Below are 24,675 nucleotides of genomic sequence, written 5' to 3' on the forward strand. Positions count from 1 at the left end.
TGACCGCTCAAAGCGCAAGTGCGGCGTCGATTTCATCCTGGCTCATGGTTTTGGCCGAACCGTGAATAATGCCACTGGCGACATCCATGAATTTTTGCAGTGATACGGTGATGGCATGCGCGGTTTCGCGCAACAATGCCTCGTTCCCGTCCGCAATGATGGCTTCAAGCTGGGTTATCGCGTGGGCAACAATGGTATTGAGGTGATTGATCGTTTCTTCAAACGGTTGACGGAATCGCGGCGGCACGTGTTCATAGGCCTCGATCGCCAGTTCCTTGTCGGAAAAGGTGCTATCGCGGAAATGGTCCTGATAGCTTTTCGGTGCCCATTCCTTGCAATCCTCGATCATGTCAGGCATGTCCGGCACCATTTCGAGAAGCATCACGATCTCATTGAAATGATTGAGATAATCGGTCGCCAAAAGCGTGGTCGAGGAAATATTTGTTCCCTCTACTTTCTGTTGCCATTCGGTGAAATCCGCTTCATCCACCATCCGCGTTGCGACCTCTTGAATTTTGTTCTTGTGCAGGATTGCCCTGAATTTCTTTATACTTAAGGATATTTCATGGCGTTTGGTAGAGGTTTTTTTACAGCCAGGCCCCTTGATTGCACGACGAAACGTTCCTGTAACGCAATTTAACCCACAAAATACTGATATTCAGCGCCCAAACGGGATTCAATTTTGTGAAATTGCCTGCATCACCAACCATCATCACCCCGAACACACCAAAATCGCAAGAAATTCGTCCGCAGCAATGCGGCTGCGATGTTCGTTTCTTGTCGATCACGGTCCTTATTGGCCATCGGGGCCCCTTATAAAACAAGGCGCCCGGTTTCCCGGACGCCTTGCTGATCGACACGCATGTCGAAATATTCGAAATCAGATCAGGCAGAAGCCGCAAGCTGCTCTGCGCGGATGCTGTCACGTTCTTTTTTGATCATTTCGGCCATCAGGAAGGCAAGCTCAAGCGCCTGGCCACCATTAAGGCGCGGATCGCAATGGGTGTGGTAACGATCCGAAAGCGCGTCTTCGGTCACTTCACGTGCGCCACCGATGCATTCGGTCACGTCCGTTCCGGTCATTTCGAAATGAACACCACCGGCATGGGTGCCTTCGGCCTTGTGAACATCAAAGAAGTTTTTGACTTCCGACAGGATCGAATCAAACGGACGGGTTTTGTAACCGTTCGCGGCCTTGATCGTGTTGCCATGCATCGGATCGCACGACCAGACAACCTTGCGGCCTTCGGCCTTAACACGTTTGACCAGACGCGGCAGATGATCACCAACCTTGTCGGCCCCCATACGGGCAATCAGGGTCAGACGACCGGCTTCGTTTTGCGGGTTCAGACGATCGATCAGTCGGATCAGATCATCTTCATCCATGGTCGGGCCGCATTTCATGCCAATCGGGTTTTTAACCCCGCGCATGAATTCAACATGGGCCCCGTCAAGGTTACGGGTACGATCGCCAATCCACAGCATATGCGCCGAGCAGTCATAATATTCGCCGGTCAGGCTGTCCTGACGGGTCAGGGCCTGCTCATAACCCAGAAGCAATGCTTCGTGCGAGGTATAGAAATCGGTCTCGCGCAACTGCGGGGCACTGTCGGCGGTAATGCCGCAGGCCTGCATGAAGGCGACCGCCTCGTCAATCTGGGTGGTCAGCTTGCTGTAACGTTCGGCCGCCGGGCTGCCATCAACGAATGACAGGTTCCAGCGATGGATTTTGGTCAGATCGGCAAAACCGCCCTGGGCAAAGGCACGCAGCAGGTTAAGCGTCGCCGCCGACTGGTTATAGGCGCGAATTTGACGCTGCGGGTCGGGAATACGGGCTTCTTCGGTGAACTCGATCCCGTTGACCACGTCACCGCGATAGCTTGGCAGTTCGACGCCATTGATGGTTTCGGTATCGGCCGAACGCGGCTTGGCAAACTGGCCCGCCATCCGGCCGACCTTGACCACCGGGCAGGACGCACCAAAGGTCAGAACAACCGCCATCTGCAACATGACCTTGAAGGTGTCGCGAATGTTGTTCGGATGGAATTCCTTAAAGCTTTCGGCGCAGTCGCCGCCCTGCAGCAGGAAGGCATTGCCTTCTGCGACTTCACCAAGCTTTTCTTTAAGTGCGCGCGCTTCGCCAGCAAATACCAAAGGAGGATAGCTGCCGAGCTCTTGCTCTACGGCCTCGAGGGCCTGTGCATCTGGATAAGTCGGCACCTGCTTGATCGGCAGGTTGCGCCAGCTATCAATGCTCCAGCTCTTGCTCATTTGCTTCCTCTCAATCCGGCATGTTCTTGATCATGCCGCCATTATAACACAAATCCGGTTTTTCGGCGGATTTCCGCCCTGTGGTCCGGTCATTGAACCGGGCCAAACTTGATACGGGTTTTGATCACGTATTTCCACCCCTTCTAGACTTAAGGACGATAAAAACCCGCAATTTTTTGCCAACACACCCAAAAAACACGCAAAATTCCACTCATTCCCGCCAGATTATCCGGATGGCGGCGGGCTTGACCAAACAGTCATAGCAATCAACTAGGTGCGAATCCGCCCATGCGCAATCGCCGGACGAGTTATCCCAACCAGTTACGCCACCCGATTCCGCTGACCACCGACGCTGATCAATTGCACAGTCTGGCAAATGCGGGCACACTGCGCACGCGTCACACCATTGTCCGGACCCTCCATGCCCATTGAAACCATTGCCATTATTGCCTGTGCCTATTTTGTTGCCGCCTTTGTAAAAGGCGCAACGGGTCTCGGGTTTTCGACATCGGCCCTGCCGATCCTGGCCCTTGGACTGGGTCTTAAGGCCGGCATGCCGCTTGTCATCATCCCGTCGCTTGTCAGCAATTCAATCATTATGGTTCAGGCCGGACATTTTCGCGAAACCGTCAATCGGTTCTGGCCGATGTTTCTGGCGACCATCCCGGGACTTCTGATCGGGCTTGCCGTCCTTGAGATGATCGACAGCATTGTGGCGGGTGCGGTTCTAGGGCTGGTTCTGATGAATTACGGGGCGATCACGCTGTTTCGCCATGGCAAGCCGATTTCGGACAAGGTTGCACGCCGCCTGGCACCGATTTCCGGTTTTTCCACCGGGCTGGTCAATGGCATTACCGGGTCACAGGTGATGCCGGTTCTGCCCTTTCTGCTTTCCATGCGCCTGGATCCCAAACGCTTTATCCAGGCCATCAATATCTCGTTCAGTCTTTCAAGCATCGTAATGGCCTTTGGCCTGAGCCGGATGGGCTTGATGACGCTTGAAACCATCTGGATATCGCTTGCCGGACTGGTTCCGGTTTATATCGGAACGAAACTTGGCAGTGCTGTGCGCAACCGCATGGATGCCGAAACATTCCGCAAGGTCGTTCTGATCATGCTGATCATTTTTGGCGTGATCCTTGTTGCGAAATTCGTGACCAACTAAGGCAATCACACATCCCCCGCACGGGGGATGTGGCAGAAAAGCGCGTGCAATCAATCGCATGGAATTTATAGTGGATCAGTAATCCCGAAGCACACCCGCACAGCGCAAAGCCCGGAAACTGATTTGATGACACGCATTTTGACGATCGCCATTGCGGCTGCGACCCTTTGGCTTGCCACCGCAGCCCACCAAACCGCACAGGCCCAAAGTATCACGGCGATGGATGCGTTTTTGCGCGACTTGAAGCACATGCATGTACAGGCCTTGCAGTTCTGCGACAGCAACCGCAACATCATGTCAGCCAGCGACCTTTCCAAGGCAACCAAAGAAAATGACATCTTCGAGCTGCTGTGCATGCGCGCGCTGAAAGGGCGCAGCATTGCCAATACCGGCTGGACGTTTTACCACGAAGGCGAACGGATTGAGGGCGGCACATCGGATTTTCTGGCAATGTTGAAGGGCTTTAATATCGAAGGAAAGCTGTTCTATACCGTCATTGGCCATCGCAAGATCAAACAACATATCGGCCAACCGAACGCGCGCGTATTCTATCAACCCCGCGCGACACTTTATCGCTATGTCGATGGCGAAATGCAGCACGTCTTTGAATTCATCGATCCGCAAACCATGAACTGGAACAGCCCGATCCCCGAAAAGCCGGATTTCTCGGCGGCAAGCAAACAGCATTCCGTGGCAATCGATGACGTCTGGAACGCAGTCCTGCTCGAAGAATTCGGTCAGACTGTCAGCTTTATCTCCGCTACCCAATAGCAACACCGATCCTGACTGGCGATCGCTGAGGGATTTTGATATCAACGCTTCAATGAAAACCATCGCCCGCCCCGCTTTTGCCGAAACCGAAGAAAAGAAATCACGCTTTCTGGCCGAACTCGTTTTTCACGACGATCTGGCCGGGCGGATTGACGCGTTGCGCGCCCTTCATCCCAAGGCCAACCATCACGTAAATGCCTATCGCTATCTTAATGAGGAAGATCAGCTGATCGAGCATGGCAAGGATGATGGCGAACCGTCGGGGACATCGGGCATCCCTTGCCTCAAGGTTCTTCAGGGGCGTGATCTGATCAATGTGGCGGTGATCGTTACTCGCTATTTCGGCGGCACAAAATTGGGCACCGGCGGGCTGGTTCGCGCCTATAGCGGGGCGGCCAACGCGGTGTGTGACGTTGCGGAAATCATTGACTATGTCCCGCAGGGCGAGGCGGATCTGTTTGCCGGATTTTCCGATGCCGGCACGCTTGAACAGGCCTGCGCACAGGATGGCATCACCATCCTTGATCGGCAGTTTGACACCCAAGGCACGCGCATCAAAATTGCCGGACCGCGCGAGATGCTTGGCGACCTTGCCAAACGTTTCCCGTTACCCGAAGCCGAATAGGCCCGTGACAAATCAGGCCAGCGTTATTTCTGGCGTGACGTGCTTTCGCGTTGCTGAAGCTCAAACCCGAGATCGACGATCTTTTGTTCGGGTACTTCGCCGTCAAGTTCGGCCTTGATCATTTCGACCGCACGTTTGCCAATGGCATAGCGGTCGGTTCGGATCGAGGTCAGGGACGGGTGACTTGCCGCCATCATTTCAAGGTCGTTAAACCCGATGATGCCCATGTCATCAGGCACGGAAATGCCGGCCTTCTGACAGCCAAACAATGCCCCGAGTGCCAGATCATCATTGTTGCAAAATACCGCATCAAGATCGGACCGGCGTGCCCGCAATTGCCCGATCAGTTCCGCACCAAGCGACACACTTGATGAAACCGTGGTGGTCATGATCAGATCCGGGTCATAGCGCCCGCCAATCCGCAGGGCATCCTTGAAGCCTTCAAGACGGCGATGCGACCGGGGATCCATTCGCGCACCAAGGAAACCGATGCGCTTGTATCCCTTTTGCATAAGATGGGTACCGGCAGCCTTGCCACCTTCGAAATGCGAGAACCCGACCATCATATCAATCGGGTCATCGCCGACTTCCATGATCTGAACCACCGGACATTCGGCATTTTGCAAAAGTTCGCGGGTGGCATCGGTCTGATCGGTGCCGGCAATGATCATTGCCGACGGCCCCTGCCCCAGGAAGGTCCGCACAAGGCGTTCCTCGTCCTTGGCGACGTAACGCGAATTGCCCAGCTGGACCTGAAACGGCCCCTGATCCAGTTCGTCATAAATCGCACGCAAGGTATCGGCGAAGACGTTGTTGGTGAGCGACGGCACGATCACCCCGACAATATTGGAACGAGTCGAGGCCAATGCGCTGGCATGGGAATGCGGCACGTAATTGAGCTTTCTCACCGCATTATTGATCTTCCTGCGCAGGTGATCAGACACCTTTGAGGGATCACGCAATGCGCGTGAGACTGTGATTGTGCTGACACCGGCCTTCTCGGCAACATCAGCAATTGTCGGCCGCCCGGCCCCTTTGCGTTTCCTCATACCCTTACATTTATTACGTCTTTTGGCTGCCGACAAGCGCCTTGTGATTGGCACGAAATTCGGCAGTTGACTCAATGTTAGCGCTAACATTATGTTAGCGCTAACATCATAACACGACAGGGCTGTCCAAGTGTAAAACCCGCCCTGAAAACCAGTGAGACCATCAATTTCATGAACCGGCAGACCAAATATGTCGTCGTCATGGGCGTGTGCGGATCGGGCAAAACCGAAGTCGCGCGACGCCTGGCCAGCATCACGGAAAATGCGTGGCTTGATGCCGACGATCATCATCCCAAAGAAAATGTCGCGCATATGAGTCGCGGCCTGCCGCTGAATGATGAAATGCGCTGGCCATGGCTGGATGCGGTCTGTGCTGCGGCACAGACTGTTGGAGAAACCACCGATCCGACCACCCCGCTCGGCACCCCGTTTCCCGGCACGGTTTTCATTGCCTGTTCGGCCCTTAAGCGCCGGTATCGCGATTTCATTCGCAGCCGTTTGGGCCATGTCAGTTTTGTGTTTCTCAATGGTCCGCGCCAATTGATTTTCGACCGCATGAACAGCCGCGCTGATCACTTCATGCCGTCACAACTTCTTGACAGTCAGCTTCACGATCTTGAACCGCCGGGCCCCGATGAAGACCCGCTGGCTGTTTCTATCGAAGGCCCGCTTGATGCAATCGTCCAAACCGCTGTTTCGGGTTTGAAGCAGCGTTACGCCACCCCGGAAGCCTGACGGCGACCGGAACCGCGTATAAAAATCAACCCAGGGAGAAAACAAATGAACATGTCCTTGAAAACATTGGCCGGCGCAGCCGTTGCCATCACCATGAGCGTAAGCGCCCCGTTTGCCGCAAACGCCCAGGATTACAGCTTCAAATTCCAGTCCAGTGACCCGGCCGGCAACCCGAACTTCATCATTCAGCAGGAATGGGCAGAACGCGTTGGCACCCTGACCGGTGGTCGCATTTCCATCGAAATGCTGCCGGTTGGATCGGTTGTTGAACATAACGAAACCCAGGACGCGATTGCGGCCGGCATTCTTGACGGTCACATCACCGATACCAGCTATTTCTCGGGCAAGGATCCGGCATTCGGCCTGATTGCCAACCCGGTTGGCGCATGGTCCGACCCGCAGGAAATGTTCCGCTTCATGGAATATGGCGGCGGCAAGGAACTGATGAATTCACTGGTCGAACCTTATGGCCTGCATTTCATCGGTGCGACCACCCCGGGTCTTGAAGCATTCGTGTCCGCCGTTCCGCTTGATGGCGTTGACGACCTTAAAGGCCTTAAAATGCGCGCGCCCGAAGGCATGGTAAACGAAGTCTTTGCTGCTGCCGGTGCCACCCCGGTCAATATTCCGGGTTCGGAAGTCTTTACCTCCCTTGATAAAAAAGTGATCGAGGCTGCCGATTACACCGTGTTCTCGACCAACCAGGCACAGGGTCTGCACGACATTGCCAAACATCCGGTCTATCCGGGCTTCCATTCCATGCCGCTGGTCGAAGTTTCGATGAACAAGGCGAAATGGGATGGTCTTCCGGCCGATCTTCAGGAAATCCTGACCGTTTCGGTCCGCGACCTTGCACAGGATGAAGTTTCCCAGCTGGTCGCCAAGGACATGAAGGCAGTTGCAGAAGCCCGCGCCAAGGGTGACATCACCATTCACAACTGGTCGCAGGAAGAACGCAACAAGTTCCGCGCCATTGCCACCAAACAGTGGGCGAAAGTTGCCGAACGTTCCGAAAATGCCAAAAAGGTCTATGATACCCTGATGGAATATCTGACCTCGCAGGGCATGATCTAAGACCTGTCGAACCTGATCGGGGTGGCAAGCACCATGCTTGTTGCCCCGGTTGCAACAGCCTGCGGTGTCAGACCACCCGGTCTGCCCGGTGCAATCTGACAACCGGTACCGTTCGAGACGGCGGAACCGGTGCGGCCTCCCCCGCGTGTCAGATTGCAGGCTGTTTCTATATCGTCCCGAAGGATTACCTGATAATGACCCATCCCGCGGAACAGAACGCGCCGACCACCCCGGCGGCCATCGCCGACGAGGACACCGTGACGGTCCCGGCGGAATCCGGGCTTTATGGCAAGATGGTCGACAAGGTCGGCACCGTCTTTGCCATCGGATTTCTGGCCTCGATGAGCGTGCTGATCATTGAAATCATCATGCGCCATGTTTTTGACAGTCCGACACTTTGGGCCCATGAAACAACGACATTCCTGTGCGGGATCGGATTTGTGTTTGGCGGCCTGTTCTGTGCGTCACGCAACAAGCACATCCGGGTGGTCATTCTTTATGACATTGCCGGACCGAAAATGCGCCGGGCACTTGATATCGCCATTTCGGTGATTTGCGCGGTGGCATCGGGCTTCTTTGCCTGGGCGGCATGGTTGATGGTCGGACGTGCGGCCTTTGCCCCGGACGGATCGATCCGTCTTGAAACCAGCGGATCGGCCTGGAACCCGCCCTTTCCGTCGCTTCTTAAAATCTTTCTGCTGATCGTGATGGTGGCTTTGACCATTCAGTTTGTCATTCTGGCCATCAATTACATGCGCGGCCTTGGCGGCAAGGATGCCAAAAGTTAGGCCCACCGCATGCCAAATGCCAACATCCCCCATCGCTTTCATATGACATTCGACGCGCCACAATGCGCAATCAGGAACCGGCTTGATGTTTGATTTACAGTCCCTTGGCATTGAATACGGCACACTTGCCATGTTCGTCATGCTGCTTGGTTTTCTTATCACCGGCATGCCGCTGGCCTTTGTTACGCTTTTGATTGCCCTGATCTTTACCCTGGGATGGTTCGGCCCGATGGCCGTTCCGCTGATCACCAGCCGGGTTTATTCATTCGTTTCGTCCTTTGTCTTTGTCTCGGTCCCGATGTTCGTGCTGATGGCAGCGATCCTTGACCGATCGGGGATTGCGCGTGATCTGTTTGATGCCATGCGGCTTTTTGGCGGGCGTTTGCGCGGTGGCGTTGCGGTTCAGACGATCTTTGTTGCGGTCATTCTGGCCGCCATGAGCGGCATCATCGGCGGCGAAATTGTGCTGCTGGGCCTGATTGCCCTGCCCCAGATGCTGCGTCAGGGCTATGACAAGAACCTTGCGATCGGTGTGGTATGTGCGGGCGGGTCGCTTGGCACCATGGTCCCGCCTTCGATCGTTCTGATCATTTACGGCCTGACGGCCAATGTTTCGATCGGCGATCTGTTTACATCGGCCTTTGTGCCGGGCTTCATGCTGGCGGGCTTTTACGTCGCCTATGTCCTGTTCCGGTCCTATACCGGGGATAATGTTGCGCCGCCGCCCCAAACCGAAAAAATCCCCCATGCGGAAAAAATGCGCCTGCTTAAGGGGCTTTTCCTGCCCATTCTGGTGGTTTTCTGTGTTCTTGGATCAATCTATGGCGGGATCGCATCGGTCACCGAGGCATCGGCAGTTGGTGTTGCCGGGGTGATTGTATCGACGATCCTGCGTCGTGAATTCTCGCTTACGATGCTTAAGGCCGCGGCCATTCAAACGCTTTCGACCTGTGGCATGATTGTCTGGATCGGGATCGGTGCATCGGCCCTTGTCGGGGTGTTCAACCTGATGGGCGGGATCAAGTTCGTATCGGGCCTGATTACCGGCATTTCCGATGATCCGACCATGATCATCCTGTTCATGATGCTGATCCTGTTTGTGCTGGGCATGTTCCTCGATTGGGTGGGCATCGCCCTTCTGACCATGCCGATCTTTGTGCCGATCGTAAAACAGCTTGGCTTTGATCCGGTCTGGTTTGGCGTTCTGTTTGCCATGAACATGCAGGTCAGTTTCCTGTCGCCGCCCTTTGGCCCGGCCGCCTTCTATCTTAAATCCGTTGCCCCGCCCGACATATCACTGGGCGATATTTTCAAGGCCCTTCTGCCCTTTATCTGTCTTCAGATTTTGGCGGTTGCGCTTCTGATTATCTTCCCGGGCATTACCGGGCGATAATCTGACTGATCCCTTTGGGCGGAGCCGCGCGGCTCCGCCTTTTGCGTATGATTTGCGTATCAAAGGTCACCACCGATGAAAATCACCGCCATCGAAACCGTCCGCATTGCTGAACGCCCCAATCTGTTATGGGTACAGGTCCATACCGACGAAGGCATTACCGGCCTTGGCGAGACATTCTTCATGTCTGAAACGGTCGAGGCCTATTTGCATGAATATGTCGCCCCGCGCGTGATCGGACGCGATCCGTTGCAAATCGATCTTTTATCGGCGGATCTTGTCGGCTATGTCGGGTTCCGATCATCCGGTGCGGAAGTACGCGGTAATTCGGCCTTTGACATCGCGCTTTGGGATATTTTCGGCAAGGCCACCAGCCTTCCAATCACACAGCTTCTGGGCGGCTTTTCACGCCGTGAAATCCGCACTTACAATACGTGCGCCGGCACCGAATACATTAAAAAGGCCACGGGCCAGACCACGGCCAACTATGATCTGAATGCCAAATCGGCCAAGGATTATGACGATCTGAACGGGTTCCTGTATCGGGCTGATGAACTTGCAGAATCGCTTTTGGAAGACGGCATTACAGCGATGAAAATTTGGCCGTTTGATATCGCGGCTGAAAAAACCCGCGGGCAATATATCTCGCTGCCGGATTTGAAATCCTGTCTCGAACCGTTCGAGAAAATCCGCAAGGCCGTGGGCGACAAGATCGACATCATGGTTGAATTCCATTCGATGTGGCAGCTCCTCCCTGCCCAGCAAATCGCCAAGGCACTCACCCCCTATCAGACGTTTTGGCACGAAGACCCGATCCGCATGGACAGCCTTTCAAGTCTGAAACGCTATGCCGAGGTTTCACCGGCCCCGATTTGCGCATCGGAAACACTCGGATCGCGCTGGGCATTTCGCGATTTGCTTGAAACCGATGCTGCGGGGGTTGTGATGCTTGATCTAAGCTGGTGCGGCGGCCTGTCCGAGGCCCGCAAGATTGCCGCCATGGCCGAAGCCTGGCACCTGCCGGTCGCGCCGCATGATTGCACCGGGCCGATTGTTCTGACCGCGTCCACCCATCTGTCGCTTAATGCGCCCAATGCGTTGGTGCAGGAAAGTGTGCGTGCGTTCTACAACACCTGGTATCGCGACCTGGTAACCAACCTGCCCAAAGTCACAAACGGCATGATCACCATCCCCGACGGACCGGGACTGGGTACAGAACTGAACCCGGACCTTGAAAAGGCATTTAAGGTTTCGCGACGGAAATCGGTTGCTGAATAACCAAATGCAAACAGGCGGTGCCATACAGCACCGCCTGTTTTGATTTCAGCCAGATCAATCGGGTTTATTCGGAAACCGGGAACCGCATGGTGACGAATTCCTCGGCCGCAGACGGATGAACTGCGACGGTTTGATCGAACTGGGCCTTGGTCGCCCCCATGCGGACCGCAATGCCGATGCCCTGAATGATCTCGGCTGCATCGGGACCGACCATGTGGGCACCAAGAACGACATCGGTCGTTTTATCGACAATCAGCTTCATCAGCGTTTTTTCATCGCGGCCCGAAAGCGTGTGGCGCATCGGTTTGAAGGTCGATTTGTAAATCACGACCTCGCCACCCTTGGCACGTGCTTCTTCCTCGGACAGGCCGACGGTGCCGACCGGCGGCTGACTGAATACGGCGGTCGGGATCCCCTGATAGGTCATGTGCCAAGGCTTGCCGCCATAAACAGTATCGGCAAAGGCCATGCCTTCCTTGATCGCAACCGGGGTCAGTTGCACCCGGTCGGTCACATCGCCAACCGCATAGATGTTTTCGGTCGTGGTCTGAAGGCCCTGATTGATTTTGACAGCACCGCGCGCATCGGTTTCAACACCGGCATTTTCCAAACCAAGGCCCGACGTATTGGGGGCGCGCCCGGTGGCAAACATCACCTGATCGGCAATCATGGTCGACCCGTCGGTGAGGGTCAGTGACAGGCTGCCATCAGCCTGTTTTTCAATCGCGGTGACGTTGGTATTCACGCGCAGATCGATGCCCTTTTTAACGATTTCCCCGGCCAGATGGTTGCGGATGTCGTTATCAAAGCCGCGCAGGATCTGTTCGCTGCGATAAAGCTGGGTCACGCGGGATCCAAGACCGGCAAATATCCCGGCAAATTCAACTGCGATGTAGCCACCACCAACCACGACAACGCGCTTGGGCAGCTCATCAAGATAGAATGCCTCGTTCGAGGTGATGGCATGGTCCGCCCCCGGAATGTCTGGCTTGGTCGGATGGCCACCAACAGCAATCAGAATGCGCTCGGCCGTGACTTCGCGGTCGCCAACGATGACGGTGTGGGCATCCTTGAAGGTGGCGCGATGTTCAAACAGTTCGACATTCGAGCCAGCCAGAAGCTTTTTATAGATGCCGTTCAGACGGTCAATCTCGGCATCCTTGTTGGCGATCAGCGTTTTCCAGCTGAAGGTCGGCTCCCCCGGCAGGGTCCAGCCATAGGCAGATGCGTCTTCGAAATCCTCGGCGAAATGTGCGCCATACACCAGAAGCTTTTTGGGCACACAACCCCGGATAACACAGGTGCCGCCGACCTGGCTTTCCTCGGCGATGGCGACCTTTGCGCCATATCCCGATGCCACGCGGGCTGCGCGCACGCCACCCGATCCGGCACCGATTACAAACAGATCAAAATCATAGTCCGACATGCGGAAATCCCTATTTTTGGTCAATTGACAACATGGCGCCAAATGTAGGGCGATAATTCCCAAAGTCGAGGCAAAACCAAGCAAAGTGGCCGTAAATTTCGTGTGAAGGGCCGTGAAGATCAAAAAGGATGATCAGTTTAACCAACCCGAGATAGCATTTTTAAACTTTCGCGCTATATGATGGGCAAGACGCGATGGGGATTGCGATGAATAAAGGAAAAACTCGATGAACGACCATATTCACGGTCAGGACGCGTCTTTTGACAATGCACCGCATTATGCGGACGAGCGTGGCGGCAATACCGCCCTTGTCTGTTACGGGCTTATGATCGCAACCCTGTTTACGGCCTTTGCCACCGGGCTGATTGCGCTGATCGTGTCCTATATCGCGCGCGAAGATGACAATCACTGGACCAACAGCCATTACACATTCGTGATCCGCACATTCTGGATCAGCATCCTTTATGCCATCATTCTGGGCTTCTTTACCTTTGTGATTGGCTGGGTTCCGCTTCTGGGCTGGGCGATTGTCGGCTTGATGGGCCTTTATACCACTGCCTGGTTCATCGGGCGCAATGTGATTGGGCTTTTGCGTGCCCTTAACGGGCGTCCGATCGACAACCCGCAAAGCTGGCTCTTCGGCTAAGCCGGCACTCCAAAGATGCTTTAAATACGGTGCAATCGGCGCGAAATCACTTTGCCCGATTGCACCGGACTCCCTCGCCCGTTAAAGTCAGTCGGAACACAAGATACACGACACGGACAGGGGTAGCACCGCCATGACATTGGCGTCGTCTGCGCAAGGGTCTGGCGATAAAATGCGCTGGGAAAACCTTCTTTCATCTCATCGGCTTGAATTTCGGGATGGCAAAATCCGCCTGCCCGAAGGTGCGCCCTATCCGACGCCAGATGGCAGAAGCCCGTTTCAGATCGATGTGGATCGGGTGATTTTTTCCTCCTCGTTCCGTCGTCTTCAGAACAAGACACAGGTTCATCCACTTTCCGATAACGACCATGTCCATACCCGTCTGACCCATACGATTGAAGTCGGATCGGTCGGGCAGTCACTTGGCCTGATGGCCGGGGCGCATATCGTCAAAAACCTGCCCGAAGGATCGGAAACCACGGTCGCCGATATCGGCTATATGGTTCAGGCGGCCTGTCTTGCCCATGATATCGGCAACCCGCCCTTTGGCCATTCCGGTGAAGATGCCATCAATGAATGGTTCACCACATCGCGCCTTGCCAAGGACGAGCTGACATCGCGCCTTTCCGGGCCGGAGCTTGAAGACCTTCGTCATTTTGAAGGCAATGCGCAAGGCTTGCGCATCATCAGTCAGCTTGAAATGAAGCGCTTTGACGGCGGGCTTAACCTGACATACGGAACGCTTGGCAGTTTCATCAAATATCCGCGCAGCACGTCGGTCCCCGATAGCCGCCGCAAGGAATATACCGGCCTTAAAAAGCCCGGCTATTATCAGGCGGAACGCGATATCGCCTTTGCCATTGCACGCGTTTGCGGGCTGAGCCCGCTTGACGGGTTTGACGGGGCATGGCGGCGCCATCCGCTGGTTTACCTTGTCGAGGCGGCGGACGATATTTGCTATTCGGTGGTTGATCTTGAAGATGGCTGGGAATTGGGCTGTGTCAGTTTCGAGGAAGTCGAACGTGCGCTTGCCCCGATTGCGCGCCATCCGGAAAAATATCAGGGTGATGCCGAACAACGCTGGAAAGACCTTCGCGCCGAGGGCTGGTATGCCGAGAAGTCGGAAAGTGACCGGATCGGGTTCCTGCGTGGCAAGGCCATCGGCAATCTGGTCAAGGCCGCGGTTGATGCCTTTATCGAACATGAAGACGCGCTTCTGGCCGGCACACTTGAAGGCGATCTGTTGGCCAACACCCCGCTTGGTCCACATGCCAAGGCGTGCAAGAAGCTTGCGGTCGAAAAGATTTACAATGCGCCCCATGTCCTGCCGATCGAGATGGCCGGGTTCGAGGTCATAAACGGTCTGCTCGACAGTTTTGTCCGTGCTGCCATCGACATTGACGAACATAAAAATCATGGCAAGCGCTTGCCGCCCCAGGCAGACCGGATCGACAAGCTTCTGTCGGGCAAACTGTCCGAGGCACCCGATCTTTACAGCCGCCTGATGCGGGTGATGGATTACATATCTGGCATGACGGATCGCTATGCCGTCACCCTGTTTCGCAAGCTTCAGGGCATTACGATCTGAATGAAAAAACCCGGCCAGATGGCCGGGTTTTTCGTTTCAAGCAACAATGTGCCTAGATGATGTAGTGAATACCGCATTCGGTTTTGTCCTGACCGGCCCAGCGACCGGCACGTACATCGGTTGAATTGGGATCAACGCGGTCCGTGCAAGGCATGCAGCCAATCGACAGGAAACCTTCGGCCTGAAGCGGATGACGCGGCAGCGCACGATGTTCAAAGATATCCTCGATATCTTCGCGCTTGTAGCCCGCCAGCGGGTTGATCTTGATCCGCGTGCCGGCCGGTTCGATCACCGGAAGGGCATCACGTTCCCCGCCATGGAACCGTTTGCGACCGGTCAGCCAGGCATCATAGCCTTCCAGTGCACGTTGCAGCGGTTCAACCTTGCGCAGGTAGCAGCATTTCGCCGTGTCCGAGGCAAACAGCATCCCGTTGGGGTCTGCGGCCTTAAGCTTTTCCTCGTCCGGGCGCATGATCCGGATATTGGTCAGGCCCAGCTGATCGACCAGCTGTTCCCGATATTTGTGGGTTTCACCAAACAGCTTGCGGGTATCGAGGAAAATCACCGGCAGATCGCGATCCACCTCGGCAACCAGCGCCAGCAAAGCCGCGGCCTCGGTCCCGAAGGACGAGGTCATGGTCACGCGCCCTTGGAATTCTTCATGCACCATCGGTTCGATCAGCGAAACGCCCTGCAAATGACCATATTTGTCAAGCAGGCGCGCGGCACGATCGGTTGCTTCTTCGACGGACATGGAGCCGCCAGAAACAATATCTTCTTCACGTATGACATTCATGGCAACCATCTCCGCCGATCGATATATTCGTCGGTCTTTTGCAGCAGTGTCTGCATATCGGCACCGCTGGCTTTCCATTTCTCTCTCTGGTCGGACAATTCGCGCAGGCGCTTGTCCCATGTTGGCACCAGCCAGGTTTCAATCGCACGACGGATACGGCCAGCAAGTCGCGGGCTGTGACCGTTCGTCGATACCGTAATCATCAGGTCACCGCGCTGTACCCGCGCTGGCGAAAAAAAATCACAGTATTCTTTGACGTCTTCGACATTGGCAATGGTGCCGACGGCCTTGGCAATGGCGGCAAGTTCGGCTGCCTTTTCTTCGCCAAGGTCGACAATGAACATGATCGATGCCGCATTCACATCCGCCGAATTCGGCAAATAGCGATGCAGGCGATCACCGGCCTGATCGACCAGTTCGGGTATCGGGTTTTCTGAATAAACGGTGACGTATTTTGCCCCATCACCGTCAAACTGGCGCAAACGGTTCAGGGTTGCCTGACCGTTCCCAACCAAAGCGACCGAAAGTCGCGTAAGGTCCAGATTGATGGGAAACATCGTCGATCCTCTAAACGTAGTTTCTGTTTGTTGTCCATAACTATGGGTGTGGAAATCAAAATATTCAATACATTTTTCATGTGTTTTATGTTTATATAACATTTTATTTTGTGTTTATTAAGCACGGTGATTTTTGATCCGAAAGGCCACCTGCGCCCGTAAAGCTTTTCCTGCAATTTTTCGAAAAAGCCCCTATATTGGGCCAAATTCAGGCACATCTGTGCCCTTGAGAATAACGACCAAGAGAGCGTCCCGATGCCAAGCAGTGCCGCCCCTGCCCTGTCCGATCACCCGACCACCGCCCCTGTTGCCCACAAGAATGTTGCCATCTGGCTTTTCGGGTGCGCTGCGATGGTCTTTATCATGGTGGTGATCGGTGGCCTGACCCGCCTGACAGAATCGGGACTTTCAATCGTTGAATGGCGTCCGTTCACCGGCATTATCCCGCCGCTGAACGAAGCAGACTGGACCGCCCTTTATCAGCAATACAGCCAGTATCCCGAATTCCAGAAAATCAATGCCTGGATGTCGGTCGAAGATTTCAAATCGATCTTCTGGCTGGAATTCATCCATCGCCTTTGGGGTCGATTGATCGGGGTTGTGTTCTTTATTCCGTTCGTCTGGTTCCTGGCCAAAAAGTCGATTGATGGCACCACCAAGTGGAAACTGTGGGGGCTTTTCATTCTTGGTGGTCTTCAGGGACTGATGGGCTGGTACATGGTGATGAGCGGGCTGGTGGATCGCCCTGATGTCAGCCAGTACCGCCTGACCGCACATTTCGGGCTGGCACTTGTGATTTTCATAGCCCTTCTGTGGGTCGGGCTGCAACAGTTTGCACCGCGTTCGTTTGCAACAAATGCATCAAGGCGCAGTTGGCAGCTTTTGGGGCTTATTGTCTTTACCGCCCTTTCCGGTGGCTTTGTTGCCGGGCTTGATGCCGGATATGCCTTTAACACCTTCCCGCTGATGGATGGGCAACTGATCCCCGACGGGCTTTATGTGTTTGATCCGGTCTGGCTGGCCCCGTTCGAGGACCATATGACCGTGCAATGGGATCATCGCTGGTTGGCGAAACTGACCTTTGTCATGGTTCTGGTCTTTTGGTGGCGTGCGGGCAAATGGAACCTGACATCTGATCAGCGCTTTGCCACGCATCTGGTTCTGGCCGCGGCCTGCCTTCAGGTTGCGCTTGGCATTTCGACCCTGCTCAGTGTTATCTGGCTTCCGCTTGGCGTTGCACATCAGGCCGGGGCGGTGGTTCTTGTCGGCACGGCAACCTATGCCGCATACCGGTTACGTTCCGAGAACTGATCAATATTGAACAAACAGTGCCGCGGGCTTTCATAATCGTGCTTTGCGGTCTATATAAAACGCTACGGCAATGGTTCTTTGCCATTGACCGAAAAGTACCTTTAACGGCACCGGCCGGCACGGATGGATACCCGGACATCTTTCGGGGGCATCTGGCGTCACGGCCAATTGCCACAAAGGGAAAGTCAAATTGCCCAGGCTGAAATTTTCAGCCCCCAAGGAGGTTCCATGACCGATCTTCGCACCACTGATAATCTGTTTTTCGCCAAGGGCGATCTTGATCGTGACCGGCTTGAATCACAGGTCAATGACGCGCTGGGTACCGCCGAAGACGGGGAACTGTTCCTGGAATACCGCCAGTCCGAAAGCCTTGTATGGGATGACGGACGCCTGCGCAGTGCGAATTTCGATACGGCACAGGGTTTTGGCCTGCGTGCGGTTGCCGACGAAGCCACGGCTTTTTCCCATTCCAACGAATTGTCCAATGATGCGGTTGCGCGTGCCGCCGAAACCGTCAAGGCGGTCGGATCGGGTCGTTCGGGCAAGGTCGATTTGGGATCAATCGGCACCAATGTGTCGCTTTATTCCGATGTGAACCCGCTTGGCGAAGCAACGTTCGAGGCCAAGGTTGACCTTCTGGCCCAGATTGATGCCTATGCCCGGTCGCGTGATCCGCGCGTTGTTCAGGTTTCCGCATCGATTTCCGGCAACTGGCAGGCCGTGCAGATCTGGCGTTCGGGCGGCCAGCGCATTGGCGATATCCGCCCGCTGGTACGTTTCAATGTCTCGGTCGTTGTCAAACAGGGCGACCGCATGGAAACCGGATCGCATGGCGAAGGCGGCCGGATCGGCTATGACGGTTTCTTTGATGAGAAAACCTGGAAAAAGGCGGTTGATGAATCGCTTCGTCAGGCTGTTGTGAACCTTGATTCCGTTGCCGCCCCTGCGGGTGAAATGACCGTGGTGCTTGGTCCGGGCTGGCCGGGAATTCTGCTGCACGAAGCCATCGGTCACGGGCTTGAGGGTGATTTTAACCGCAAGGGCACATCGGCCTTTGCCGGGCTGCTTGGTCAGCGCATTGCATCGCCGGGTGTCACGGTGGTTGATGACGGCACCATAAATGATCGCCGCGGGTCGCTTTCCATTGATGATGAAGGCACCCCGACCCAGCGCACCGTTTTGATCGAGGACGGCATTCTCAAAGGCTTTATGCAGGATCGCCTCAATGCGCGTCTGACCGGGGTGAAATCAACAGGTAACGGCCGTCGCCAATCCTATGCCCATGCGCCGATGCCGCGCATGACCAACACCTATATGCTGGGTGGTGACAAGGAACCCGAAGAAGTATTGGCGTCCGTCAAAAAAGGCATCTATGCCGTGAATTTTGGCGGTGGTCAGGTCGACATCACGTCGGGCAAATTCGTATTTTCCGCATCGGAAGCCTACCTGATCGAAGACGGCAAGCTTGGCGCACCGGTCAAGGGTGCGACCCTGATCGGTAATGGCCCCGACAGCCTGACCAAGGTTTCCATGATCGGCAATGACATGGAACTTGATAACGGGATCGGCACCTGTGGCAAGGATGGACAGGGTGTGCCGGTTGGCGTTGGTCAGCCGACCTTGCGCATTGATGGCCTGACTGTGGGCGGGACCGCTGTCTGATAATCCGGCCAGACTCATCCGGATGCAGGGGTTTTCGCCAATTCCTGCATCCGCAAGTATAAGAAAACTATACAGACAAATCCAATCTCACCGGTCACCTGAATGGCTTCCATCGGCCCGTCATAGTTCATAATCTGTCTAAAGAAGATCAATAAGGTTTTGACGCGTCAGGGTTGAAGTTTGCCACCCGGCTTGATTGTCATGATCAAGTCGAGGCGGCCGTCACGATCCGAGAACTTTTGGGGGAAAGCTTGAAGACAAGCCGATGGCGGCACGGTTCTGCAATTGCAACCGTACTTGGCACACTGGTAATGGGGGTTTCCGGTGCCAATGCCCAGCAAAGCGTTGATGTACGCACAGATGAAGCACGTCAGCTTTCGGACGATTTTGACCGCCTGCGAGACGCCACGGAACGTGCCAACCTGCTTTTGCGCACTGACGATGGCGGCGACATTACCTATGCCGATATTCTTGCCAATCCTGACGACATTGTTCTGAATTTCCGCTGGGCCAAGGCGCAATTGGCGCGCGGTGAAGTCCGTGGTGCTTCGGCAACCCTTGAACGTATTCTGGTTCTTGACCCGGATCTGGCGCCGGTGCGGCTTTACTACGCCATCGTGCTTTATCGTCTTGATAGTCTTGATGAGGCACGCGCACAGTTTGACCGCCTGCGCCAAATGGACATCTCGCCCGAGGTCGCCGCCAGTATCGACAGCTATGTTGATGCCATCGAAAGACGGCGCCAACGGCTTCGTCAGGCACTGACTGTCACACTGGGTTCGCAAGTCGATAGCAACAGGAACTCGGCCCCGAATGACAAACAGCAGCTGGCCACTGGCAGCCTGATCAACATCACGTCGACATCGGACAAACCGCAAAATGACATCGCCTATATCGGGGCGCTGCGTTACGACATCAGCTATGATCTTGGCTATCAGGAAGGGCACGAAGTCTTTGCCAGCGTAACCGGTTATGGCAGTGACCAGGTCAGACTTGATTCCCTTGATCTTGGTTCGTTTTCTGTTGATGTCGGAACCCGTCTGCGCGGCGGTTACTGGATGCTGACACCAAGTGTGAACCAGACCGTCCAATCGCTGAGCAAGGAAAAATACCTGACATCCCGTTCAGGACGGCTGCGTCTTGACTGGAACCCGCGCCCGTTTTTCAACCTCAATGGCGAAGTCAGCTACGCTGATGAGCGTTTTCAGAACACGAGTGAATCCAGTGCCTTGCGCCTTCATTCCGGTCAACGCTATGGCAGCAGGCTGGGCACGAATTACAGCTGGACCCCCAACAACCGCACCTCGTTTAACCTTTCTGCAGGTAAAAAGGAGGCTGCGCGCAACTATTACAGCTATGACAGCTTGAGTGGCGAGTTGATCCATGCTTATCTGTTTGGTGGGGGAAGTTACATAAGTGGAAGTTTCCGCTATGGGATCGACCGGTATCGCGATCCGGATTATCTGGTGACGGGCAATTCACCCCGCCACCGTATGGATCGCAGCGCACGGACAAGATTGACCTATGGCGCACCTCTTTCACAAATACTGCCATCGGATTTGTTTGGGGATAGTAATACGGCAAATCAGATTTATGACCTGCTGGCGCCAATCAACTGGTCGATCACAGGTGAATATCTGAACACTAAATCGAACATTCCCAACTATGAATACCACAATGCCAGGGCGCAGATTTATCTGACCCGGCGATGGGAGTTCTAGTGATGCTGAACAATGCGACCACCACCCTTCACCACCGGTTCAAACGCCTTGTGCGCGGTGCTGCGCTTGGTGCCGTTTGTGCCCTGCCCCTGATGCAAACAGTACCGGCCCGGGCCGAAGTCACCGTTGAAATGGCAGGCGTATCCGCCGCTGTTACCGGTGATGTAACACTTAACAAGGTAACAGGCGAAATCGGTATCCTTGTCGAAAGCGGCATGCCGGTCTATCTGGGCGACCGGATCATCACATCCCCCAATTCGGGAATGCAGATCCTGCTGCTTGACGAAACCGTTTTCACCATCGGTCCGGACAGCGACGTTGCCATTGACGAGTTTGTCTATGACCCGGCCACGGGCGATGGACGGATTGTTGCCGATATGGCACGCGGGGTCATGCGGTTTGTTACCGGAAAAATTCCGCTAAATAACCCGTCGAGCATGGATATCAACCTTCCGGTCGGCTCAATCGGCATCCGGGGAACCATCGGCCTGATCCGGTCGGTTTCCGTCGAACAGGCCAATGCAATTCTGCCGGGTTCTTTTGATACATCCGATCCCGACACCGCCAATCAGCAGATCTTTATGGCGGTCAATCAAGGCCCTGGCCTTGCACGCAACGACACAACATCGCGCCCGGGCGCCTTCGCCGTGACCGATCAGAATGGCAATAGTGAAAACATCACCGGGGAAAATTTCGGGGTGTTCGTTGGCAGCAACGTGGTGACAGAACCATCACGCTTCCCGCTTGGTGCTGCGAGTTTTGACTTCTCGACCAACCTTGTTCGCACGGCATCGCGCAGCGATGATGACAGTGACGGCACCAGCAGTGGCACATCAACATCAACCGCCCAAAATGCCGCAGCGTCCCCGCAACAAACCGGCCTGACCGCCGGCCAGGCCCAACAGGCAAATGCACAAACCGGCTCGAACATGGCAGTAAGCCTTGATGTCGCTCTTGCGCAGGTAGGGTCAACATCAGCATCTTCAAGTCAGGGCGAGATCACGTCGATCATCGGGAATGTTGTTTCCACAAGCAGCAGTAGCGGCAGCAGCGACAGCGGCAGCGGCAGCGGCAGCGGCAGCAGCGATAGCACCTTTACGTTCGATGGCCTACGGCAAGTTACTGGTGGTCTTGTTAATACCGGAACAGTTACCGCGAGCAGCGGCTCTCTCTCCTATTCGTTCTTCACGTCCGTGGACTACAATAACCGAAAAATTAACATTCAATTTTCATCCATTATCGATAGTAGCAGCGAACTGCAGGCACTACCTGGAAGCGCACAAATTAGCAATTTTGACTATTCCGGTGAAAACGGTGCGGCTGCTTTCACTAGCGGAGACTTTGACTACCAAAGCGGATGTCTATCCAATTCAAGTGCGGCAGGATGTAGCGCCAGCGTTACTTTCACAGATGCATCAAATATCGATTTCCAACTGAAAACCAATGCAGAATCTGGCGGTGCTGCTGGAACAGCCCCTCTACCTTGATCCAACAAAGACGAAGCAGCCAAAGAAATGCGCCTGAGCAAAAACAGCCTGCTTCGCGTTCTTCATTATCTGATTCCATTGGGCATCCTGCTGACTTGCATCTTTTTGCGGTGGCAGGATGTTCCATTCGTCGATCAGATGCGGATGAGTGTTTTTGACACCTATCAGCGTATTGCACCACGTCCTTTTGAAGATGTCGGGGTGCGTATCATCGATATCGACGAAAAAAGTCTTGAGGAACTGGGCCAATGGCCCTGGCCGCGCACCCGGCTTGCCGGGCTGGTGTATCGGTTGCGTTCGGCAGGTGCACGGGTTGTCGGGTTTGATGTGGTGTTTGCCGAACCCGATCGGACGTCGCCTGCGCGCGTGGTCAAGGACTGGCCCAAAGGTCGTGAGATCGGCGAAATCACGGCACAGGCCGAAAGCCTTCCTGATCATGACAGCCTGCTTGCCAAATTCATTCGCGGTACGGGACAAGTTGTCACAGCCATTCAGCTTAGCACCAAAAAGCTTGAAACCCCGCCGCGCCAGATTGGCAATTTCAGTGTTTCCGGCGAAGCCGGACGTCAATTATCCGATTTCATCGCCGTATTGCCCGGGGCTGCGAAGAACCTTGATGTCATAGAAGACGCCGCAAGCGGCAACGCCCTGGTCAATGTTTCACCCGGTCAGGATGGGGTGGTCCGACGGGTTCCGTTGCTGGCCGCACTTGACTATGACCTGCCTGCGATTGGCATGCCGATCTATCCGACCCTGTCGATGGAGATGCTGCGCGTTCTGCAAGATGCCCCGCGAACCATGAATGTCCGTCTTTCGGGTGCAAGCGGCAGCGCCCGCTGGACCCAGTCCGAAGGGGTCGAAGCCATCCGCGTTGGCGCGGTCACCATCCCGACCGACTATGCCGGTTATATGTGGGTGCATTTTACCGGTCATAAGCCCGAACGTTATATTTCAGCCGTTGATGTCATGACCGACAAGCTGCCAGCCGACAGCCTGCGCAACACATATGTACTGATCGGCACCAGCGCAGCCGGGCTGCTTGATTTGCGCTCGACCCCGCTTGACCGGGTTCTTCCTGGTGTCGAGGTCCATGCCGAAATGCTTGAACAGATGCTGCTTGGGCATTTTTTGACCCGCCCCTATTGGGCCGCGGAAAGCGAAAGCCTTGTCCTGCTTTTGATCGGTCTGTTTTTTGTGTTTGCGGTTCCGCGACTTGGTGCGGTCTGGCCAGCCGTGATTGGCGGCACCCTTGCATTTGGTGCGGCCGGCATTTCCTGGTGGGCATATGATGCCAAACTGCTGCTGATTGATCCGGTCTATCCGCTGGTCAGTTTGTTGGCAGTATATCTTGCCACCAGTTCAATCGGCTTCATGCGGACCGAAGGCGAACGTCGCCAGGTACGCACGGCATTTGGCAACTATTTGTCCCCGGCACTGGTCAATGAATTGTCGCGCCACCCCGAACGCCTGAAACTGGGCGGTGAAACCCGCGACATGACATTGATGTTTTGTGATGTCCGCGGATTTACATCCATTTCCGAAGGTTTCAAATCAAATCCGCAAGGACTGACACGTCTGATCAACCGGCTATTGACACCTTTGACCAAATGCATTCTCGATCGCGAAGGCACCATCGACAAATATATGGGCGACTGCATCATGGCATTCTGGAATGCGCCGCTTGATGTGGAAAACCACGCCCATCATGCGTGTGACAGCGCCCTTGCCATGCGACAAGCACTTGATGTTCTCAATACCGAACGCCTTGCCGAAGCCAAACGCGACAATGCACCTTTCCTGCCGCTGAATATCGGGATCGGGATCAATTGCGGGGATTGCCTGGTCGGCAATATGGGGTCCGATCAGCGGTTTGATTATTCTGTGCTGGGCGATGCGGTCAATCTGGCGTCGCGCCTTGAAGGTCAGTCAAAGAATTACGGTGTTGATATCGTTCTGGGCGAAGAAGTCGCCAAACGGGTGGAAAACGATTTCGCCACCCTTGAACTTGATCTGATTGCGGTCAAAGGCAAAAGCGAAGCTGTCCACATCTTTGCACTGCTTGGCGATGGCAAGCTGTGCCAGACTGATGCATTCCGAAACTGTGCGGCACTTCATAAATCCATGCTTGCGGCCTATCGCCAGCAACAGTGGCAAGAGGCCGAAAACCTGATTGCGCAATGTCGCCAGGCATCACGCGGTATTGGCGCGCTTGCAGGTCTGTATGACATGTATGCCGACCGCATTGCCACATTCCGCACAAGCCCGCCGCCCGCCGACTGGAACGGGGTGTTTGTGGCAACCAGCAAATAGCTGGCTTGCCAAAAGGCCGGTT

21 protein-coding genes are annotated in these 24,675 nt (G+C 55.0%); 15 read left to right on the forward strand and 6 right to left on the reverse strand.

The features are described from left to right. Window positions 1-7: 7 nt before the first annotated feature. Together AUQ42_RS01620 and AUQ42_RS01630 are read right to left on the reverse strand one after the other, a co-directional pair. Window positions 8-493, reverse strand: coding sequence for a hypothetical protein (locus AUQ42_RS01620; protein WP_068517214.1), 486 nt, complete (start codon window positions 491-493; stop codon window positions 8-10). A gap of 392 nt (window positions 494-885) precedes the next feature. Then, entirely contained in the window at window positions 886-2,271 is a 1,386-nt protein-coding gene (locus AUQ42_RS01630; RefSeq protein WP_068517216.1) for a class II 3-deoxy-7-phosphoheptulonate synthase, read from the reverse strand. A gap of 421 nt (window positions 2,272-2,692) precedes the next feature. Here AUQ42_RS01630 and AUQ42_RS01635 point away from each other — a divergent pair, with 421 nt between their 5' ends. The 3 genes from AUQ42_RS01635 (at window position 2,693) to AUQ42_RS01645 (ending at window position 4,832) form a co-directional block, all read left to right on the forward strand. Continuing rightward, window positions 2,693-3,436 (forward strand): sulfite exporter TauE/SafE family protein, encoded by a 744-nt coding sequence (locus AUQ42_RS01635; protein ID WP_068517217.1) that lies wholly within the window; start codon window positions 2,693-2,695, stop codon window positions 3,434-3,436. 126 nt (window positions 3,437-3,562) lie between these two features. After that, entirely contained in the window at window positions 3,563-4,207 is a 645-nt protein-coding gene (locus tag AUQ42_RS01640) for a hypothetical protein (RefSeq protein WP_068517218.1), read from the forward strand. A 52-nt stretch (window positions 4,208-4,259) separates the two neighbouring features. Continuing rightward, window positions 4,260-4,832 carry a YigZ family protein gene (locus AUQ42_RS01645; protein WP_068517219.1) on the forward strand — a complete coding sequence of 191 codons (573 nt, stop codon included), beginning with the start codon at window positions 4,260-4,262 and terminating at the stop codon, window positions 4,830-4,832. Between the two features lie 23 nt (window positions 4,833-4,855). Here the strand turns inward: AUQ42_RS01645 and AUQ42_RS01650 are convergent, their stop codons facing one another. Next, window positions 4,856-5,881, reverse strand: coding sequence for a LacI family DNA-binding transcriptional regulator (locus tag AUQ42_RS01650; RefSeq protein ID WP_068517220.1), 1,026 nt, complete (start codon window positions 5,879-5,881; stop codon window positions 4,856-4,858). A gap of 171 nt (window positions 5,882-6,052) precedes the next feature. Between AUQ42_RS01650 and AUQ42_RS01655 the strand changes: the two genes are divergently transcribed. From AUQ42_RS01655 to AUQ42_RS01675, 5 genes are all read left to right on the forward strand, one after another. Continuing rightward, window positions 6,053-6,616: a gluconokinase gene (locus tag AUQ42_RS01655; RefSeq protein ID WP_068517221.1), complete on the forward strand. Its 564-nt coding sequence runs from the start codon at window positions 6,053-6,055 to the stop codon at window positions 6,614-6,616. A 45-nt stretch (window positions 6,617-6,661) separates the two neighbouring features. Beyond that, entirely contained in the window at window positions 6,662-7,690 is a 1,029-nt protein-coding gene (locus AUQ42_RS01660; RefSeq protein ID WP_068517222.1) for a TRAP transporter substrate-binding protein, read from the forward strand. A gap of 194 nt (window positions 7,691-7,884) precedes the next feature. After that, window positions 7,885-8,478, forward strand: a complete 594-nt coding sequence (locus AUQ42_RS01665) for a TRAP transporter small permease subunit (RefSeq protein WP_082817669.1) — start codon at window positions 7,885-7,887, stop codon at window positions 8,476-8,478. An 85-nt stretch (window positions 8,479-8,563) separates the two neighbouring features. After that, a complete protein-coding gene (locus AUQ42_RS01670) occupies window positions 8,564-9,871 on the forward strand; it encodes a TRAP transporter large permease subunit (protein WP_068517223.1) in 1,308 nt (435 codons plus the stop codon). Between the two features lie 75 nt (window positions 9,872-9,946). Next, window positions 9,947-11,149, forward strand: coding sequence for a mandelate racemase/muconate lactonizing enzyme family protein (locus AUQ42_RS01675; protein WP_068517224.1), 1,203 nt, complete (start codon window positions 9,947-9,949; stop codon window positions 11,147-11,149). Between the two features lie 64 nt (window positions 11,150-11,213). Here AUQ42_RS01675 and gor read toward each other — a convergent pair whose 3' ends face one another. After that, a complete protein-coding gene (gene gor / locus AUQ42_RS01680) occupies window positions 11,214-12,575 on the reverse strand; it encodes a glutathione-disulfide reductase (RefSeq protein ID WP_068517225.1) in 1,362 nt (453 codons plus the stop codon). 226 nt (window positions 12,576-12,801) lie between these two features. Between gor and AUQ42_RS01685 the strand changes: the two genes are divergently transcribed. After that, window positions 12,802-13,221 carry a hypothetical protein gene (locus tag AUQ42_RS01685; protein WP_068517226.1) on the forward strand — a complete coding sequence of 140 codons (420 nt, stop codon included), beginning with the start codon at window positions 12,802-12,804 and terminating at the stop codon, window positions 13,219-13,221. 133 nt (window positions 13,222-13,354) lie between these two features. Further along, on the forward strand, window positions 13,355-14,809 hold the full coding sequence (locus AUQ42_RS01690) for a deoxyguanosinetriphosphate triphosphohydrolase (protein ID WP_231856650.1): 1,455 nt from the start codon (window positions 13,355-13,357) through the stop codon (window positions 14,807-14,809). Between the two features lie 52 nt (window positions 14,810-14,861). Here AUQ42_RS01690 and AUQ42_RS01695 read toward each other — a convergent pair whose 3' ends face one another. Together AUQ42_RS01695 and AUQ42_RS01700 are read right to left on the reverse strand one after the other, a co-directional pair. Then, window positions 14,862-15,605: a phosphoadenylyl-sulfate reductase gene (locus tag AUQ42_RS01695; RefSeq protein ID WP_082817676.1), complete on the reverse strand. Its 744-nt coding sequence runs from the start codon at window positions 15,603-15,605 to the stop codon at window positions 14,862-14,864. Beyond that, the gene (locus AUQ42_RS01700) at window positions 15,602-16,162 is read right to left on the reverse strand and encodes a bifunctional precorrin-2 dehydrogenase/sirohydrochlorin ferrochelatase (protein ID WP_068517228.1); all 561 of its coding nucleotides are present in this window, start codon (window positions 16,160-16,162) and stop codon (window positions 15,602-15,604) included. Before AUQ42_RS01700 ends, AUQ42_RS01695 begins: the two co-directional genes overlap by 4 nt. A gap of 255 nt (window positions 16,163-16,417) precedes the next feature. Here AUQ42_RS01700 and AUQ42_RS01705 point away from each other — a divergent pair, with 255 nt between their 5' ends. The 5 genes from AUQ42_RS01705 (at window position 16,418) to AUQ42_RS01725 (ending at window position 24,653) form a co-directional block, all read left to right on the forward strand. Next, the gene (locus tag AUQ42_RS01705; protein ID WP_068517229.1) at window positions 16,418-17,473 is read left to right on the forward strand and encodes a COX15/CtaA family protein; all 1,056 of its coding nucleotides are present in this window, start codon (window positions 16,418-16,420) and stop codon (window positions 17,471-17,473) included. 228 nt (window positions 17,474-17,701) lie between these two features. After that, window positions 17,702-19,135: a metalloprotease TldD gene (gene tldD / locus AUQ42_RS01710; protein WP_068517230.1), complete on the forward strand. Its 1,434-nt coding sequence runs from the start codon at window positions 17,702-17,704 to the stop codon at window positions 19,133-19,135. Between the two features lie 251 nt (window positions 19,136-19,386). Then, the gene (locus tag AUQ42_RS01715) at window positions 19,387-20,856 is read left to right on the forward strand and encodes a tetratricopeptide repeat protein (protein WP_068517303.1); all 1,470 of its coding nucleotides are present in this window, start codon (window positions 19,387-19,389) and stop codon (window positions 20,854-20,856) included. 2 nt (window positions 20,857-20,858) lie between these two features. Continuing rightward, complete coding sequence (locus tag AUQ42_RS01720) at window positions 20,859-22,343, forward strand: FecR domain-containing protein (RefSeq protein ID WP_068517231.1); 1,485 nt, start codon at window positions 20,859-20,861, stop codon at window positions 22,341-22,343. Window positions 22,344-22,370: 27 nt separating this feature from the next. Beyond that, a complete protein-coding gene (locus AUQ42_RS01725) occupies window positions 22,371-24,653 on the forward strand; it encodes a CHASE2 domain-containing protein (protein ID WP_068517232.1) in 2,283 nt (760 codons plus the stop codon). The last annotated feature ends 22 nt before the right edge of the window (window positions 24,654-24,675 follow it).

Origin of the sequence: Thalassospira sp. MCCC 1A02491 (genome assembly GCF_001613785.1) — a bacterium.
Taxonomy (GTDB): domain Bacteria; phylum Pseudomonadota; class Alphaproteobacteria; order Rhodospirillales; family Thalassospiraceae; genus Thalassospira; species Thalassospira povalilytica.